The 15983-nt window shown below is 74.2% G+C and carries 15 protein-coding genes; 11 read left to right on the forward strand and 4 right to left on the reverse strand.

From position 1 onward, the window contains the following. Positions 1-118 precede the first annotated feature (118 nt). On the forward strand, positions 119-937 hold the full coding sequence (locus tag ABH937_RS06200) for a hypothetical protein (RefSeq protein ID WP_370217468.1): 819 nt from the start codon (positions 119-121) through the stop codon (positions 935-937). 100 nt (positions 938-1037) lie between these two features. Here ABH937_RS06200 and ABH937_RS06205 read toward each other — a convergent pair whose 3' ends face one another. Both ABH937_RS06205 and lgt read right to left on the reverse strand, forming a co-directional pair. Beyond that, positions 1038-1562, reverse strand: a complete 525-nt coding sequence (locus ABH937_RS06205; protein ID WP_280688978.1) for a peptidylprolyl isomerase — start codon at positions 1560-1562, stop codon at positions 1038-1040. A gap of 82 nt (positions 1563-1644) precedes the next feature. After that, a complete protein-coding gene (gene lgt / locus ABH937_RS06210) occupies positions 1645-2517 on the reverse strand; it encodes a prolipoprotein diacylglyceryl transferase (protein ID WP_280688979.1) in 873 nt (290 codons plus the stop codon). 84 nt (positions 2518-2601) lie between these two features. Between lgt and cpt the strand changes: the two genes are divergently transcribed. Further along, complete coding sequence (gene cpt / locus ABH937_RS06215) at positions 2602-3135, forward strand: chloramphenicol phosphotransferase CPT (protein ID WP_280688980.1); 534 nt, start codon at positions 2602-2604, stop codon at positions 3133-3135. Between the two features lie 33 nt (positions 3136-3168). Here the strand turns inward: cpt and ABH937_RS06220 are convergent, their stop codons facing one another. Continuing rightward, positions 3169-4044 (reverse strand): HipA family kinase, encoded by an 876-nt coding sequence (locus ABH937_RS06220; RefSeq protein WP_280688981.1) that lies wholly within the window; start codon positions 4042-4044, stop codon positions 3169-3171. 129 nt (positions 4045-4173) lie between these two features. On the opposite strand from ABH937_RS06220, the gene ABH937_RS06225 reads away from it, so the two are divergent. The 9 genes from ABH937_RS06225 (at position 4174) to ABH937_RS06265 (ending at position 14578) form a co-directional block, all read left to right on the forward strand. After that, on the forward strand, positions 4174-4617 hold the full coding sequence (locus tag ABH937_RS06225) for an SRPBCC family protein (RefSeq protein WP_280688982.1): 444 nt from the start codon (positions 4174-4176) through the stop codon (positions 4615-4617). Between the two features lie 124 nt (positions 4618-4741). Beyond that, a complete protein-coding gene (locus ABH937_RS06230) occupies positions 4742-5860 on the forward strand; it encodes a glycosyltransferase family 4 protein (RefSeq protein WP_370217469.1) in 1119 nt (372 codons plus the stop codon). 341 nt (positions 5861-6201) lie between these two features. Then, positions 6202-7710: a sugar transferase gene (locus ABH937_RS06235; protein ID WP_370217471.1), complete on the forward strand. Its 1509-nt coding sequence runs from the start codon at positions 6202-6204 to the stop codon at positions 7708-7710. A 7-nt stretch (positions 7711-7717) separates the two neighbouring features. Beyond that, positions 7718-9052: an O-antigen ligase family protein gene (locus ABH937_RS06240; protein WP_370217472.1), complete on the forward strand. Its 1335-nt coding sequence runs from the start codon at positions 7718-7720 to the stop codon at positions 9050-9052. Continuing rightward, positions 9049-10773, forward strand: a complete 1725-nt coding sequence (locus ABH937_RS06245) for a lipid II flippase MurJ (protein ID WP_370217473.1) — start codon at positions 9049-9051, stop codon at positions 10771-10773. The genes ABH937_RS06240 and ABH937_RS06245 overlap by 4 nt, the downstream gene beginning before the upstream one ends. Continuing rightward, positions 10763-11554 carry a polysaccharide deacetylase family protein gene (locus tag ABH937_RS06250; protein ID WP_370217475.1) on the forward strand — a complete coding sequence of 264 codons (792 nt, stop codon included), beginning with the start codon at positions 10763-10765 and terminating at the stop codon, positions 11552-11554. Before ABH937_RS06245 ends, ABH937_RS06250 begins: the two co-directional genes overlap by 11 nt. Then, the gene (locus ABH937_RS06255; protein ID WP_370217476.1) at positions 11551-12681 is read left to right on the forward strand and encodes a glycosyltransferase; all 1131 of its coding nucleotides are present in this window, start codon (positions 11551-11553) and stop codon (positions 12679-12681) included. The genes ABH937_RS06250 and ABH937_RS06255 overlap by 4 nt, the downstream gene beginning before the upstream one ends. Further along, positions 12678-13403 (forward strand): Wzz/FepE/Etk N-terminal domain-containing protein, encoded by a 726-nt coding sequence (locus ABH937_RS06260; RefSeq protein ID WP_370217477.1) that lies wholly within the window; start codon positions 12678-12680, stop codon positions 13401-13403. The genes ABH937_RS06255 and ABH937_RS06260 overlap by 4 nt, the downstream gene beginning before the upstream one ends. After that, on the forward strand, positions 13400-14578 hold the full coding sequence (locus ABH937_RS06265; RefSeq protein ID WP_370217478.1) for a GNAT family N-acetyltransferase: 1179 nt from the start codon (positions 13400-13402) through the stop codon (positions 14576-14578). The genes ABH937_RS06260 and ABH937_RS06265 overlap by 4 nt, the downstream gene beginning before the upstream one ends. Here ABH937_RS06265 and ABH937_RS06270 read toward each other — a convergent pair. After that, entirely contained in the window at positions 14544-15917 is a 1374-nt protein-coding gene (locus ABH937_RS06270; protein WP_370217479.1) for a glycoside hydrolase family 26 protein, read from the reverse strand. The two genes, ABH937_RS06265 and ABH937_RS06270, sit on opposite strands and share 35 nt — an antisense overlap. Positions 15918-15983 lie beyond the last annotated feature (66 nt).

Raw genomic sequence — 15983 nt, forward strand, 5'->3', positions numbered from 1 at the left:
GTCACCGGGCCTGCCCCGCTGAGTGGGCCTGACCAGGGGATCCTCTAGCTTTGGATCATGATGCAGAAGGGCGCGACTTTCCCAAGTCGCTGCTTTCAACCACAGGGGGAATCTGATAGTGCGTAACAACATTGGTCGCCGGATCGCCGGGGCCGCCATGGTCGTCGGCCTGCTCAGTGCCGGTGCTCCCGTCCTCGCGGCGCCCGCGTTCGCGGACTCGACCACCGGCACCACCCAGGCCCAGGACGCCCAGGGCATCCCCTCGTTCAGCGACCTGCTGCGCGGCGTCGAGGTCGACTGGGCCGAGAGCCACTGGAACTGGACCGCCTGGAACGACAGCACCCCGGTCGCCTTCGGCGCCGACCAGGAGAAGTACCAGTGCGCCGAGTACGTCGCCCGGGCGCTGGCGGCGGCCGGTCTGGTCCCCGGGCTCGGCCCGGACGACTCGCAGGACGCCTACTTCAACTACACGGCGCCCAACGGCAAGACCTACGACCTGCTGCTGATCGGTGACCTGCCGCAGTACCACAACCTGTACGACTACCTGATGGACAGCGGCCTCGGCACCGACATCGGTGACCACCCCGAGGACGCCCGCCCCGGCGACGTGGTGGTCACCTACGCCGGGCCCGGCGTGACCAAGAGCCACACCGGCCTGGTGGCCACCGCCGCCGACGGCTCGAACGAGCCGACCGTCGACGCCCACAACCGGGCGCGCCTGCACTACGGCTACCACTTCTACGCGCCCTCGCACCTGGTGCGGATCGAGCCGCTGGGCCTGCTGACCGGCTTCCTGCCGAGCGGCACGCAGCTCGCCGCGCCGAAGACCGCCATGCAGAAGCTGGCAGTCACCCCGCGTGCGACCGCCCCGCAGGCCCCGACCGCCCCGGCGCTCCCGACCGTGGGACGTCAGGACCCGGCGGGCCCGCAGGTCTGACCCACCGAACGGGGTGCCGCCGCCGCGCAGATCACGGCGGCGGCACCCCGCCCCGAGGTCATTGACAATGACCCGTACGGCAGTTGGGGCCTCGTCGGGGTCAGCGGCTCTCGATCACGACCGACTCGATGACCACGTCCTTGGCCGGCCGGTCGTTGCGGCCGGTCTTCGTCCCCGCGATGTCGTCGACCACCTTCCTGCCGGCGTCGGTCGTCACCTCGCCGAAGATGGTGTGCTTACCGGTCAGCCAGGCGGTCGGCACCACCGTGATGAAGAACTGCGAACCGTTGGTGCCAGGACCGGCGTTGGCCATCGCGAGCAGGTAGGGCTTGGTGAACGCCAGGTCGGGGTGGAACTCGTCGGCGAACTCGTAGCCCGGGCCGCCGGTGCCGGTGCCCAGCGGGTCCCCGCCCTGGATCATGAAGTCCTTGATCACGCGGTGGAAGACGGTGCCGTCGTAGAGCTTGTCGGTCGACTTCTTGCCGGTCGCCGGGTGGGTCCACTCCCGCTCGCCCTTGGCGAGTTCCACGAAGTTCCGGACCGTTTTCGGCGCGTGGTCCGGCAGCAGCCGGATCTCGATGTCGCCCTGGTTGGTCTTCAACGTCGCGTACAGCTGCTCGGCCATGGGTGCCTGCGCCTCTCACTGGTCGTCATGCGGGCACTAGACGCTACCTCTGGGGGACGCCGACGGGTGGCGCGCCACGCACTCAGAGCGTGCCGGCGTCCTGCTCGACGGGCGCGGCCTCGGTGTCCGCGCCTTCTGCGGCGGGTTCGACGGCCGCAGGCGCGTCCGCCCGTCCCCGCCGGTTCAGCGCCGCGAACCAGGCCAGCCCGGCCAGGGCCACCAGCGAGGCGATGTAGAAGTTCAGCCGGAGGCCGAGGAAGTACTGCGAGTAGTCGACCCGCAGCGACTCCTCGAAGATCCGGAAGGCCGAGTACCCGGCCACGTACAGCGCGAACAGGCTGCCCGGCTTGACCTTCCCGCGCCGGCCGAGCCAGATCAGGAATCCGGCCAGCGCCAGGTCCCAGACGAGCTCGTAGAGGAAGGTGGGCTGGAAGGTGGTGTCCTGGAGGTACCCGGCGGGCCGGAAGGCGGGGGCGATCTCCAGGCCCCAGGGCAGCTTGGTCGGTCCGCCGAACAGCTCCTGGTTGAAGTAGTTGCCGATCCGCCCGATCGCCTGGGCCACCAGCAGGCAGGGCGCCAGCGCGTCCATCATGCCCGTGACGCTGGCGCCGGCCTTCCGCAGCCGCCAGACGCAGACCAGCGTGGCCAGCAACACACCGCCCCAGATCCCGAGGCCGCCGTCCCAGACCGCCAGCGGGCCCCACCAGTGGTGCGGGATGCCGGCGGGCGTGGTCACGTCGAAGTAGAGGCGCCCGCCGAGGATGCCGAACGGCACGCCCCAGGTCGCCATGTCGTCCACCAGCTCGGGGTTGCCACCCTTGGCCGCCCAGCGGCGGCGGCCGACGAGGACGGCGATCGCGATGCCCACGATGTACATCAGCGCGTAGAAGTGGATGAACAGCGGGCCCAGGTGGAAGCCGTTCACCGACGGCGAGGGGATGGCGGCAAGCAGCATGCTGCGAGGGTACGCGAGCTGGGCGAACAGCCGGGTGTCGGGATATCGGATGACCGCGCCCCGGCCGTCCCCTACGGTGGCCGGATGACCCCTCGGATGATCATCCTCAACGGCGGCTCCAGCTCCGGAAAGTCCGGCCTGGCCCGGTGCCTGCAGGCGGTGCTGCCCGACCCGTGGCTGACCTTCGGGTGCGACACCTTCGTCGAGGGCCTGCCCGCCGCGCTCCGCACCTCGGACGCGGGGATCGAGTTCGCCCCGGACGGCGCGGTGGCGGTCGGCGAGGTGTTCCGGGAGCTGGAGGCCGCCTGGATCGCGGGCGTCGCGGCGATGGCCCGGGCGGGCGCGCGGGTGATCGTGGACGAGGTGTTCCTCGGCGGCGCGCAGTCGCAGCAGCGCTGGGAGCGGGCCCTCGACGGGCTGGAGGTGCTCTGGGTCGGCGTGCGCTGCGAGGCGGCGGTCGCGGCGGGACGCGAGCTGGCACGCGGGGACCGGGTCGGCGGGATGGCGGCGACGCAGGCCGAGCTGGTGCACCGCGGGGTGCGGTACGACCTCGAGGTGGACACCGCCCACGCCGAGTCGATCGAGTGCGCGCGGCAGATCGCGGCCCGGCTGTCCTAGGGTCTGTCGCTGGTACGGGCCGCCCGCCCCCCGTCAGTGCCCGTGCAGGTCCGGCACCTGTTGCAGCCAGGCCGGCCGCCCCGCCGCCGTCCGCTTCGCCCGGGCGGCCTCGGCGACCCGCAACTCCGCCTCGGTGGCGAAGTGCTGCGGCAGCCAGCGCTCGGAGACCGCCGCCCGCGCGGCCAACTGCCGGACGTAGGCCTCGCGCAGCTCGGCGACGTCGGCGAAGCCCTCCTCGACCTCCAGCCACTGCGCCGGCACCAGGGCCACCACCTCGCGCAGCAACTCCTCGGTCACCTGCGGCGCCAGCTCGGCATCGGCCGCCGCCACGTCGGGGTGCTGGTCGCCCAGCGCGTGGCCGCTGAGGTCGTAGGCGCGGTCCACGGCGGCGGCCGCGCCGGACCAGCGGTGGTGGAAGACCAGCGCCGCGCCGTTGTCGATCAGCCAGAGGCGGCGGTGCCAGACCATCAGGTTGGGGTTGGCCCTGGTGCGGTCGACGTTGCCGGTGAGCGCGTCCAGCCAGACCACCCGCCCGGCTTCCAGCGGGTCGATCGTCGGCCCGTCAGTGGCTCCGGGCCTGAAGTCGTGTGCCCCCGGCAGGTAGTCCATCCCGAGGTTGAGCCCGGCGCTGGCCCGCAGCAGGTCCTGGATCTCGGCGTCGGGCTCGTGCTCGGCCACCGCCGGATCGAAGTCGACCAGCACCAGCTCGGGCACCCGCAGGCCGAGCCGCCGGGCCAGCTCGCCGACGATCACCTCGGCCACCAGCGCCTTGCGGCCCTGCGCGGCGCCGGTGAACTTGACCACGTAGGTGCCCAGGTCGTCGGTCTCGACGATGGCGGGCACCGAACCGCCGGCCCGCAGCGGGGCGAGGTAGTGCAGGGCGTTCACCCGGGTCAGGTCAGCAGACACCCGCCCAGCCTAAACGGAGCCCCGCGGCGGCGTCCCGGGCCTGCGACGATCCCACCCACCAGGTGTGGTTGGCTGTCCGCGACGTACCAGACGTACCACCCGAGCAGTACCCCCCGAAGGAGCCCAGCCATGGCCCAGGTCCACGCCCACACCGAGCGGACCTACCCCGCCACCGCCGAGCAGGCGTACGAGGCGATCGCCGACTACACCACCGTGCGGCCCACCCTGCTGCCCGCGCAGTACAGCGAGTACGAGGTCCGCGCGGGCGGTGTCGGCGCCGGCACGCAGGTGCACTGGCGGCTGCAGGCCACCGAGAAGCGGGTTCGCGACTGCCTCTTCACCGTCTCCGCGCCGTCCGCCGGGAAGCTGGTGGAGACCGACGCCAACTCCTCGATGGTGATCACCTGGACGGTCTCCTCGGTGGCCGGTGGCCAGACCACCGTGGCGATCGACACCACCTGGCAGGGCGCGGGCGGCATCGGCGGCTTCTTCGAGCGCACCTTCGCCCCCAAGGGCCTGAACCGGATCCACGACGAGGTGCTGAACCGCCTCGCCCAGCACCTCGGCAAGTAGCACCTCGGCACGTAGCACCATCGGCCGGACACCCGTACGACTGACAGCTCGTACGGGTGGACCGCGGCCCCGGGGGAGTGACGGCACGCGAACCGGCCTGCCGCGTCACCCTAGGCTCGCGGCCGTGCATCTGACGATCCTTCACGTTTCCCAGCCGGTGGACGGCGGGGTGGCCCAGGTGGTCACCGATCTGGTCCGCGGTCAGCGCGCGGCCGGCCACCGGGTGCTGGTCGCCTGCCCACCCGGCGGCCGGCTCGGCCCCCGGGTCGGCGCCGCCGGGGGCGAGCTGCTGGAGTGGCCGGCCCGCCGCTCGCCCGGGGCGAGCGTGCCCGGCGAGGCCGCCCGGCTGCGCCGGCTGGTGCACGCGGCGGCGCCCGATCTGGTCCACCTGCACAGCGCCAAGGCCGGCCTGGCCGGCCGCCTCGCGCTGCGCGGCCGGTTGCCCACCGTCTTCCAGCCGCACGCCTGGTCCTTCGCCGCCGCGACCGGCGTGCTCGCCACCGCCAGCACCCGCTGGGAGCGGTACGCGACCCGCTGGGCGGCCGCCGTGCTCTGCGTCAGCGAGCAGGAGCGGCTGGACGGCGAGGCGGTCGGGATCAGCGCCCCGTTCGCCGTGGTCCCCAACGGGGTCGACCTGGCGCACCACACGCCCGCCGAACGCCGCGCCGCGCGGCTCTCGCTGGGGCTCGACCTGTCCGAGCCGCTGGCGGTCTGCGTCGGGCGGCTCTGCCGGCAGAAGGGGCAGGACCTGCTGCTCGCCTGCTGGCCCGCGGTGCTGCGGCGGGTGCCGACTGCCCGGCTGGCGCTGGTCGGCGGCGGCCCGGACGCGCAGGCGCTGGCCGCGCAGGCCCGGGCGCTGCCGGAGCCGTACCGGGTGCGGCTGGCGGGCGAGGTGACGGACCCGCGGCCCTGGCTGGCGGCGGCCGACCTGGTGGTGCTGCCTTCGCGCTGGGAGGGAATGGCGCTGGCGCCGCTGGAGGCGATGGCGATGGCCCGCCCGGTCATCCTGACGGAGGTGCCGGGGGCCCGCGAGCAGCTGCCGCCGGAGCAGCGGGAGACCGGACTGGTGCCGGCCGGGGACCCGGCGGCGCTGACGAACGCGCTGGCCGAGGCGCTGGCGGATCCGCTGGAGTGCGCCCGGCGCGGAATGGCGGCGCGTGCCTGGGTGGCGAGCCGGCATGACGTGCGCACGATGGTCGCTCGCGTGTCGGAGCTCTACCAGAAGACGATCAGCGAGGGCTAGTCGACTCCCCGTGTCTCCGCGCGGATCTGATCGTTTCTCAGGCAGTGACGTGCATGTTGTTCGGTAGGGGCGACTTGGTCGATCACCTGTTCAGGCCGTGCCCAGCGGCTAAATCGGAAATTCCGATTAATGGGCGGGTGGAATGAAACGGCAAGTCAACTCCCCATCAACGTCCGGGAATTTAGCCGTCGCTCGGTAATGTCTGATTTTGCTCACTTCGTTACAAAATGTACGAGATCCTGACGACCTCTTGTACGACTCTGTGCGAATTCGGGCGATTGAGGACGAACGGTACCGCGAAATCCGCCACCAAGGGCACACTGCAGGGGAGTTCGTGCGCGATGACCATTGACCACGAGAGTGTGCCGCGGCCTGGGCGACCCGCGGCGGGCGGTCGGCGGCTCGCGACCGAGCTGCTCGACCGGCCGACCCGGCGGCCGCCGCAGACCCGCAGCGCCGCCCAGCTCGGCCGGCACCGCCGAGCTCTGCGCGTCGCCGGGCTGCTGCCCGTGGCACTGCTCGTGGTCGACCTGCTGGCCGTCGGCGCGGGTTCGATCGGCTGCGCCTCCGCCCGCGCCCAGCCGCTGGGGGCCGCCGCGGCGCTGCTGCCGATCCTGCTGCCGCTGAACCTGGCCGGCGGCCTCTACCGCACCCGGATGAGCCCCTCGGCGCTGGACGAACTGCCCGCGCTGATCGGCCGGGTCGCCGTCGCGCTGGCCTTCGCGATCACCCTCTCCGACTGCCTCGGCGGTGCCTGGCCGTCCGGCGGCCCGGCCGGCTGGGCCCGGCTGCTCGCCCTGCTCACCGCGCTGGTGACGCTGGCCGCGCTCGGCCGCGCGGTGGTCTACGGACTGCTGCGCCGGCTGCGCCGCCGCCGTCCGGTGCCGGTCCTGGTGCTCGGCGCCGGCCCGCTCGGCCAGCGGATCGCGAGCACCCTGCGGGAACACCCCGAGTACGGGATGCGCCCGATCGGCTACCTGGACCAGGACCCGGTGCTGCTGCCCGCCGACTCCCCGCTGCCGGTGCTCGGCGGTCGCGACGCGCTGGAGCGGGAGCTGCGCCGGCACGGCGTGGTGCGGTTGATCGCCACCGCGGGCGCCGCCGACGAGCAGGAGGCGGCCGGCGCGATGCGCGAGGCGATCCGGCTCGGCTGCCAGGTCTGGCTGGTCCCCGGGCTGCGCGAGCACGGCGGCCTCGGCAGCGCGGGCCGGGCGGCCGACCACCTGTGGGGCTACCCCTGCCTGCGGCTGTCCCGCCCGCCGCTGCGCCGGCCCGGCTGGCTGGTCAAGCGGGCCGTCGACATCCTCGCCGCCGGCCTCGGGCTGCTCGCCATCTCCCCGCTGCTGGCCGCCTGCGCGCTCGCGGTGCGCCTGGACACCGGCCCGGGCGTGCTCTTCCGCCAGCAGCGCACGGGGCTGGACGGCCGGGTCTTCACCCTGCTCAAGTTCCGCACCCTGCGCCCGAGCAACGAGCACGAGTCGGCCACCCACTGGAACATCGCCCAGGACCACCGGATGAGCGCGGTCGGCCGGCTGCTGCGCCGCAGCTCGCTGGACGAGCTGCCGCAGCTGTGGAACGTGTTGCGCGGCGACATGACCCTGGTCGGCCCGCGCCCCGAACGCCCTTACTTCGTCATGCGGTTCAGCCAGGCCTACCCGGAGTACGCCGACCGGCACCGGGTCCCGGTCGGGCTGACCGGCCTGGCCCAGGTGAACGGGCTGCGCGGGGACACCTCGATCGAGGACCGGGCCCGCTTCGACAACCACTACATCGAGAGCTGGAGCCTCTGGCAGGACGTCAAGATCCTGCTGCGCACCGCCGCGCTGATGCTCCGTCCGGACGGGAGCTGACCCAACCGTGGCCCTGAGCCTGCCCCTCGACCCCGCGTTACGCTTCGGCCGGCCCTGGCCCGAGCTGCTCCGCGCGCTGGCCACCGCGCCGCTGCGCCGTCCCAGCCTGCTGGCCGCCGCCACCATCCTGCTGGTCTGCGTACCGACGGGTGAGAAGGACGTGACGGCCGCCGTCCACATCACCCCCGCCGACCTCGCCTCGCTGGCCCTGGTCGCGCTGCTCGCCCTCGACCTGCTGCGCGGCCGCCCGCTCGGCCTGAGCCGCCAGGCCTGCCTGGTCTTCAGCGGTGTGGTCTGCGCGGCCGGCGCCGCCACCGTGACCTCGATCGACCCGTCCGCCAGCCTGACCGGCTTCATCCGCCTGGTGCAGATCTTCGTGCTGGTCCCGGCCGCCGTGCTGGCCGCGCTGCGCGACCGCACCGATCTGCGCCTGGTGCTCGGCGCCTTCGTGCTGGCCGCGCTGATCGAGGGCGGCGTCGGCGCGGAGCAGTACCTCACGCACACCGGCGCCTCCTACGCCGGGGAGTCGATCCGGGCGGTCGGCACCTTCGGCGCGCTCGACATCATGGCGATGTCCGGGGTGGTCAGCTTCGGCCTGCTGGCCGCCCTGGCCCTCGGTCTGACGATGCGTCAGGGAGCTTGGGCGCGGCGCTGGCTGCTCGCCTCGGCGGCGTTCCTGGTGTTCCCGCTCGCGGTCTCGTTCAGCCGGGGCAGCTGGATCGCCACGGCGGTCGCCGCCACCGTGCTGCTGCTCAAGGCCGACGCCCGGCTCGCGCTGCGCTGGGCGGCGCTGGGGCTGGCGGCGGCGATCGTGGCGGTCGGCGGGCTCGGTGCGGGCGGCGGCGGGGTGACCGAGCGGCTGGACAGCATCGGCACGGTCTCCGGCGGCAACGAGGACCACTCGGTCAGCGACCGCTACGACCTGTGGGCCACCGCCCGGGCGATCTGGGCCGACCACCCGGTCACCGGCGCCGGGCCGAAGAGCTTCCCGCAACTGCGCGACTCGCACGCCCCGCTGCGGCTCTCCTCCGGCAGCGACGCGGCCGACTCCACCATCGGCTTCGAGCGCGAACCGCTGCTCTCGCCGCACAACATGTACTTCCTGGTGCTCTGCGAGCAGGGCCTGGTCGGCATCGTCGCCTACGGCGGGCTCTTCCTCGCGCTGCTGCTCGGCTGCCTGCGCCGCCGGGGCACCGGCGGCCCGGCGGCGATCGGACTGCTCTGCTGGGTACTGGTCGACTTCCTCTACGCCGACATCGGCGGCACCACCACCGTGCTCACCTCGGTGATCCTGGGCGTGGCGGCCTGGTGGGCGCTGCCGGAGCCGGAGCCCGCGCCATGACGCTGAGCCAGGAGGTCCGCCCCGCGCCCCCGGCGGCGCCGCCGGTGGAGCGCGGGCCGTCCTTCCTCGCCAAGGCCTTCGGCATCACCGCGGTGCTCAGCGCGGCCGGCTCCGCGCTGGGCCTGCTGCGCGACCTGCTGCTGGCCAGGTTCTTCGGCGCCGACTCCGGCACCGACGCCTTCCTGGTCTCCTGGACCGTGCCCGAGACGGCCGCGCCGCTGCTGATCGAGGACGCGATGGCCTTCCTGATGGTCCCGGCCTTCAGCCTGGCCCTGGTGCTGCGCGAGGAGCGTCCGGAAGGACCGGACCCGGTGCGGCAGTTGACCGCCGACACGCTGCCCTGGCTGCTCGCCGGGCTGTGCGCGCTGTCCGGGGCCACCATGCTCTGGGCGCCCGAGGTGGTGCACGCGCTGGCGCCGGGCCTGGCCGACCCGGCGCTCGCGATCACCTGCACCCGGATCACCGCCGTGACCATCCTGCCGTTCGGCGTGGCCGGGTACCTGGGCGCCGCGCTGCGCGCCCACCACCGGTTCACCGCCCCCGCCGCCATCTACGTGGCCTACAACCTGGGCATCCTCGGGATCCTGACGACCTGTCACCTGCTGCTCGGGGTGCGGGCGGCGGCGCTCGGGGTGGCCTTCGGCAGCCTGCTGATGGCCGGGGTGCTGGTCGGCCCGTTCGTCCGCGCCCTGCGCGGCGGCCTGCACGGGCGCCGGCGGTGCGCCGCCGACGGGCGCGGGCTGCTGCTCAGCCCGCTCGCGCTGCTGCCGGTGGCCGTCTTCACGCTCACCCGGCAGTCCCAGGTCTTCATCGAGCGCTACCTCGGCTCGACGCTGCCGGCCGGCACCATCTCGCACCTCAACTACGCGGCCAAGGTCTCCCAGCTGGCGATGACCACCGCGATCCTGATCTGCACGGTCACCTTCCCGCTGGTCGCCAGGGCGCTGGCGGCCGGCGACCTGGTGGCGGCCCGCGACCGGGTGGAGAAGGACCTCGGCCAGGCGGCGGCGGTGGTGCTGGCCGGCACGGCGTTCCTGATCGCCTGCGCGCCCGCCGTGGTCTCGCTGCTCTTCCAGCGCGGCGCGTTCGACGCGGCCGACACCGCCGCCACCGCGCAGGTGATCCAGGTCTACAGCTTCGGACTGCTCGCCCAGGCGCTGATCGGGGTCATGGTGCGGCCGTTCTTCTCGATGCGCCCGGCCGTCCGGCGGGCCGACGACCCGCGCCCGGACACGGCGGCGGGACGGGGGCTGCTCGACTGGTACCCGGTCGCCGCGATGGCCGTCGGGCTGCTGGTCACCACCGTGGTGGGCCTGTCGACCGCCCGGCACTTCGGCGCGCTGGGGCTGGCGGCGGGCAACGCGGCGGGCATCACCACCACCGCCGTGCTGCTGCTGCGCGGGCTCGCGCTGCGCGGCATCGTGCTGCGGATGCCGCAGGTGCTGGGCGGTCAGGGCCGGCTGCTGCTGGCCGGGGCCGGCGCGGCGGCCGTCGGCGGCTGCGCGGCCCGCGCGGTGCACCCGGCGGGGCTGTCGCTGCTGGCCGGCGGCGTGAGCGTGCTCGGGGTCTACCTGGGGCTGGGCACGCTGCTCGGGGCCCGCGAGCTGGCCGGGCCCCTCGCCCGGCTGGCGGCCCTGCTCCGGGAGAACCGAGCGCCGGCCGAGGGTTCGGCAGTGGGGGATGACCTGTTGGAGGAAGGAACCTTGCCCGATGGTCGCTGAACTCACCCGCCGTCCCCACCTGCCGCAGCAGGCGATCGACGTCCGCCGCCGGTCCGGTCGGCCGTGGATCCTGATGTACCACTCGGTGGCCGAGGAGGAGGAGGATCCTTACCTGCTCACGGTCAGCCCCGCCCGGTTCGCCGCCCAGATGCGCTGGCTGGCCGTGCGCGGCTGGCGTGGGGTGAGCATGCGCGAACTGCTGGCCGCCCGGGCCGCCGGCCGCCGCGACCGGCTGGTCGGCCTGACCTTCGACGACGGCTACGCCGACTTTGCCCGTCACGTGGTCCCGGTGCTGCGCGGCTACGGGTTCACCGCCACCGCCTACGTGGTGGCCGACCGCCTGGGCGGCGACAACTTCTGGGACGTCAAGGGCCCGCGCAAGGCGCTGCTCACGGTCGAGCAGGTGCGCGAACTCGCCGACACCGGTTGGGAGATCGGCTCGCACGGGATGAGCCACCTGGCGCTGCCCGGGCTGCCCGGACAGCTGCTCGCCGCCGAGGTCGGGGACAGCCGGCTGGCCCTGGCCGAGCTGCTCGGGGGCCCGGTGGGCGGCTTCTGCTACCCGTACGGCGCGGTGGACGAGCCGGCCGCCAGGGCCGTGCAGGAGGCCGGCTACGACTACGCGGTGGCGATCGACCACAGCCTGCTGGCCAGCCGCTTCGCGCTGCCCCGCTGCTACGTCGGCGACCGCGACGGCGCCTGGCGGCTGCGGGCCAAACGCGGCAGGCACGGCCTGCGGGACGTGGTCACCGAGCTGCGGCGGCTGGCGGCGACGCGATGAGGGTGCTGCATGTGATCACCGGCCTGGCCGCGGGCGGCGCCGAGCAGCAGCTGCTGCTGACGATCCGTCACCTGCCGTCCTCGGTCGACTGCGAGGTGGCCACCCTGACCAATCCGGGCAGCGTGGCGGCGGCACTGCGCGCGGACGGCGTCACGGTGCACGACCTGGCGATGCGCGGCAACCGGGACCTGGCGGTGCTGCCCCGGCTCATCCGGCTGATCCGGCACGGACGCTACGACGTGGTGCACACCCACCTCTACCGGGCCGGCCTGTACGGGCGGTTGGCGGCCCGGCTGGCCGGGGTGCGCACGGTCCTGGCGACCGAACACTCGCTGCACGCCGGGACGATCGAGGGGCGCCCGGTCGGCGCCGGCGTCAAGTCCCTCTACCTGGCCGCCGAACGGCTCGGCGTCGCCACGGTGGCGGTCTCCGGGCGGGTGGCCGGGACGCTGGCCGACTGGGGCGTGCCAGGTCGGCGGGTGGCGGTGCTGCCGAACGGTATCGAGGCGGCCGGCTTCGCCGTGCCTTGGGCTCAACGGGTGGAGATCCGGCGGAAGTTGGGCCTGGCCGGGGATGCCTTCGTGGTCGGCGCGGTGGGTCGCCTGGTGCCCGGCAAGCGGTTCGACGTGCTGGTCTCGGCACTGACCGTGCTGCCGGGTGCGGTGCTGCTGCTGGTCGGTGAGGGGCCCGAGCGGGCGGCGCTGACCGAGCTGGCCCGCGAGCTCGGGATCGGCTCGCGGGTCCTGCTGATCGGCGAACGCACCGATGTACCGGAGCTGTTGAGCGCGATGGACGTGCTGGCCGCGCCGTCGGTCGAGGAGACCTTCGGCCTGGCGGTGCTGGAGGGCCTGGCGGCGGGGCTGCCGGTGCTGCACAGCGGCTGCCCGGCGCTGGAGGAGCTGCCCGCCGAGGCGGCGCCCGCGGCCCGCAAGCTGCCCTCGACGGTGGCGGCCTACCAGGAGGCGCTGCTGGCGCTCGGCCCGGCCCCGCTCGCCGTCCCGCTGCCCAGGCCACCCGCCGTGGCGCACTACGACATTGTCCGCACAGCCGGCCAACTGGCCGAGCTGTACGAGCGGTTGGGACGGGCCACCGAGCCGGTCCCGGCCGGGAGGGAGAACCGAGCATGAACGGCACCGAGCGAGGGACCGACCAAGGCGACAACCGGGGCGGCGACCGGGCGGCCGGCGTCCGCGCGCTGGCTCGCCGCTGGTGGCCGCTGGCCGCCGCGATCCCGCTGGGCGCGGTCGCCGGGGCGGGTTACGCGGTGGCCGCGCCCCCGGTCTACACGGCCAACTCCTACGTGGTGGTGGTCCCGGACAGCAGCAGCGAGGCCGGCCTGGCGGTGAACTTCGCCCAGGCGTACGGACGGCTGGCGGCCCAGCCCCAGGTCCTCGCGCTGGCGGCCCCCGACGCCGGCCGCAGCGGCGCCGAGCTGGCCGGCCTGGTCGCCGGGACCACCTCGCCGGACGCCCCGGTGATCGAGATCGCGGGCAGCGGCGGCCACCCGGTCGACGCGGTGAAGGCGGCGGACGCGGTGGCCAAGGCCCTGATCTCGTTCGCGAACACCAGCAGCAAGGAGACCGGAGTGAAGCTGGTCCCGCTGGCGGCGGCCGCGGAACCGGACAAGCCGACCACCCCGAGCCGTCAGCTCGACGTCGCGGTGGGCGGCGCGGCGGGCGTGCTGGTGGGTGCGCTGGCGATGATGGCGCGCCGGAAGCCGAGCGCTGCGGGCCCGGTCGCGACTCCGGTCGCGACTCCGAGCGCGGCGCCCGAGCCCCTGCCCGTGCCGACGCCCGCGGCCGCCGTCCCGGCGCCGCAGCAGGCCGAACCCGCGCGGAGCAAGAAATGACGGCCCCCCAACCGATCCGGGAGCCCACCCCGGCACCTCGTCCGCCAGCACCTCGTCCCCCGGCGCCGACCGCCGCTGCCGGCTGGACCACCGAGCTGCACCGTGCGGACGACACGCTGACCCGGTTCGCGGCGGAGTGGGACGCGCTCGCCGCGCGCTGCCGCACCGCGACCCCGTTCCAGTCCGCCGCCTGGCAGGCGTCCTGGTGGCGCGCCTACGGGCGCCCCGGGCGGTTGCGGGTGCTGCTGGTCCGCCGGGACGGCGAGCTGGTGGCGGCCGCCGCCCTCGCCGCCGGCCGGACCGGCACCCTCACCGCCCTCGGTGGGCAGCTGATCGACTTCACCGACGTGCTGCTGGACGACTCCTGCGCCGCCGAGGCCGCCGCCGAGCTGGCCCGCGCGCTGCCGCTGCGCCGTCCCTGGCAGGCGCTGGACCTGCGGGAGGTGCGGCCCGGGTCGGCCGCCCACCAGGTCTACGCGTGCTGGGACGGGCGGCGCCATCAGCTGTTCGACTCGGTCTGCCAGCACCTGCCCGCCGTCCCGATGGAGCAGCTGCTCGCCCGGCTGCCGGGCCGGACCGCGCAACGCAGCCGGGCCAAGCAGCGCAAGCTGCTGGAGGCCGGCGTGGTGGCCCGCCGGGTGCCGGTCGACGAGGTCGAGGCCGCGATGGGCGACCTGTTGTGGCTGCACGCCCTGCAGTGGGAGAGCCGCGCGGTCACCGCCGAGCACGTCAGCGAGCGCTTCGCGGCCCACCTGCGCGAGTCCACGGCGGGGCTCGCGCGGCACGGCCAGGCGGTGGTCTACCGCTACTACCTGGACGAGGAGCTGGTGGCGGTCGACCTGCTGCTGCTCTGCCCGTCCTTCGCCGGCCTCTACCTCTACGGCGCGCATCCGAGGCTGCGGGAGCGGATCGACATCGCGGGCCTGCTCTTCGGCACCTCGCTGGAGGAGACGGTCCGCGCGGGCATCCCGGAGCTGAGCCTGATGCGCGGTGAGGAGCCGTACAAGGAGCGCTGGCGCCCCGAGCACGAACGCAACCACCGCCTGCTGCTCGGGCCCGCCCACCTCGCCGGCGTGCTGAGCCTGCGCCTCGCCCTGGTCCGGGCCCGCGCGGCGGCCGTCCCGCACCTGCGCGGACCGGTCACCCGCCTGCGGGCGCTCGCCGGCCGCCGCTGACCGAGGCCGACGCGGACGGCGACCCGCTCGCGGACGGGGTCGCCGACACCGATGCTGCCGCCGACGGGGACGGCGACATGGACGCGGACGGGGACGGCACCGCCGCCGCGGACGTCGGCGCACTGGCCGACGCACCGGGAGACCCCACCCCCGCGCACCCGGGCAGCAGCGGAATCAGCGGCGGCCGCATCCAGGGCAGGTTGCCGAACAGCCCCTGCGGCAGCGGACACGGCGGCGCGGTCGGAGCCGTCGGCGCGGTCGGCCGGTTCGGAGCCGCCGACGCCTCGCCCTTGGAGCCGCTCAGCAACTGCTGGTAGACCGCGCTGGAGCGCGGATTGCTGCGGCACTCCCAGAAGCCGTGCGGGCAGTAGTCCGTGACGGTCTGGTAGAGCGTGTCGTGGGTGCGCATCCACTCGACCATCCGGCGCACGAACTCCGGGTTGTCGCCGTTGCGGAACAGCCCCCACTCCGGGTAGGAGACCGGCTTGCCGCGCTTGGCGGCGAACTCCACCTGGTCCTCCAGGCCGTACGGCTCACGCACGTAGTCGTCGAAGGTCGCGCCGGCCGGCTGGTCGTAGCTGTCGGTGCCGATGATGTCCACCACGTCGTCACCCGGGTAGCACTTGGTCCAGGCGATCGCGTCCAGCCCCCGGTTGGGGGTGAAGTCGAAGCGGAACCGCTGCCCGGGCACCGAGCGCATCACGTCGACGATCCGCCGCCAGTCCGCCTTCCACGCGGCCGGGTCGGGCCGGCAGCGGCTGGTGTAGGTGGTGCCGTTCATCTCCCAGCCGAGCACGATCACCGTGTCACCGCCGCCGAGCGCCACCAGCTTCCGGGCGAGCCTGCGGAAGTGCTGGTCGTACGCGCCCTGCGCACCCTGCCCGAGCAGTTGCGCCACCTTCTCGTCGGGCACGTCGCCCTCGTTGGGGACCAGCATCGGCACGTTGAGCACCAGCGTCCGGCCGTGTTGGCCGAGTCGCCACTGCGACCAGAGGGCCAGCATCTTGGTGTCGCCGTCGATGTCGCCCCAGCTGTTTCCGGCCAGATAGGTGTGGCCGACCTGGAGGTTGGCGCCGCTCAGCCAGTTGGAGAACCTGGCGATCTGCGGGATGTAGTCGTCCCAGGAGCCGACGAAGGCGCCGAACGGCACCTCGTGGTCGGCCCGCCGGGTGCTCGGCTTGGGCGCCGGCCCGCGCGGCTGCGTGTTCGACGCGATCGCGCCGTCCACGGCGGCGGGACCGCGGTCGGCGCTGGTCAGCGGGCTGCCACCGGAGGAGATGCCGGCCGTGCTGAGCAGCAGCAGCGCGGAGGCGGCCAGGGCCAGGCGGCCGATTCGCATGGTCTCTCCTCCAGCACGGGAGCGGTCCAGCACGACGCTGGGCACGGGGGCCGGGCGTTCTGCACG

The organism is Kitasatospora sp. GAS1066B, from assembly GCF_041262605.1.
Classification (GTDB): domain Bacteria; phylum Actinomycetota; class Actinomycetes; order Streptomycetales; family Streptomycetaceae; genus Kitasatospora.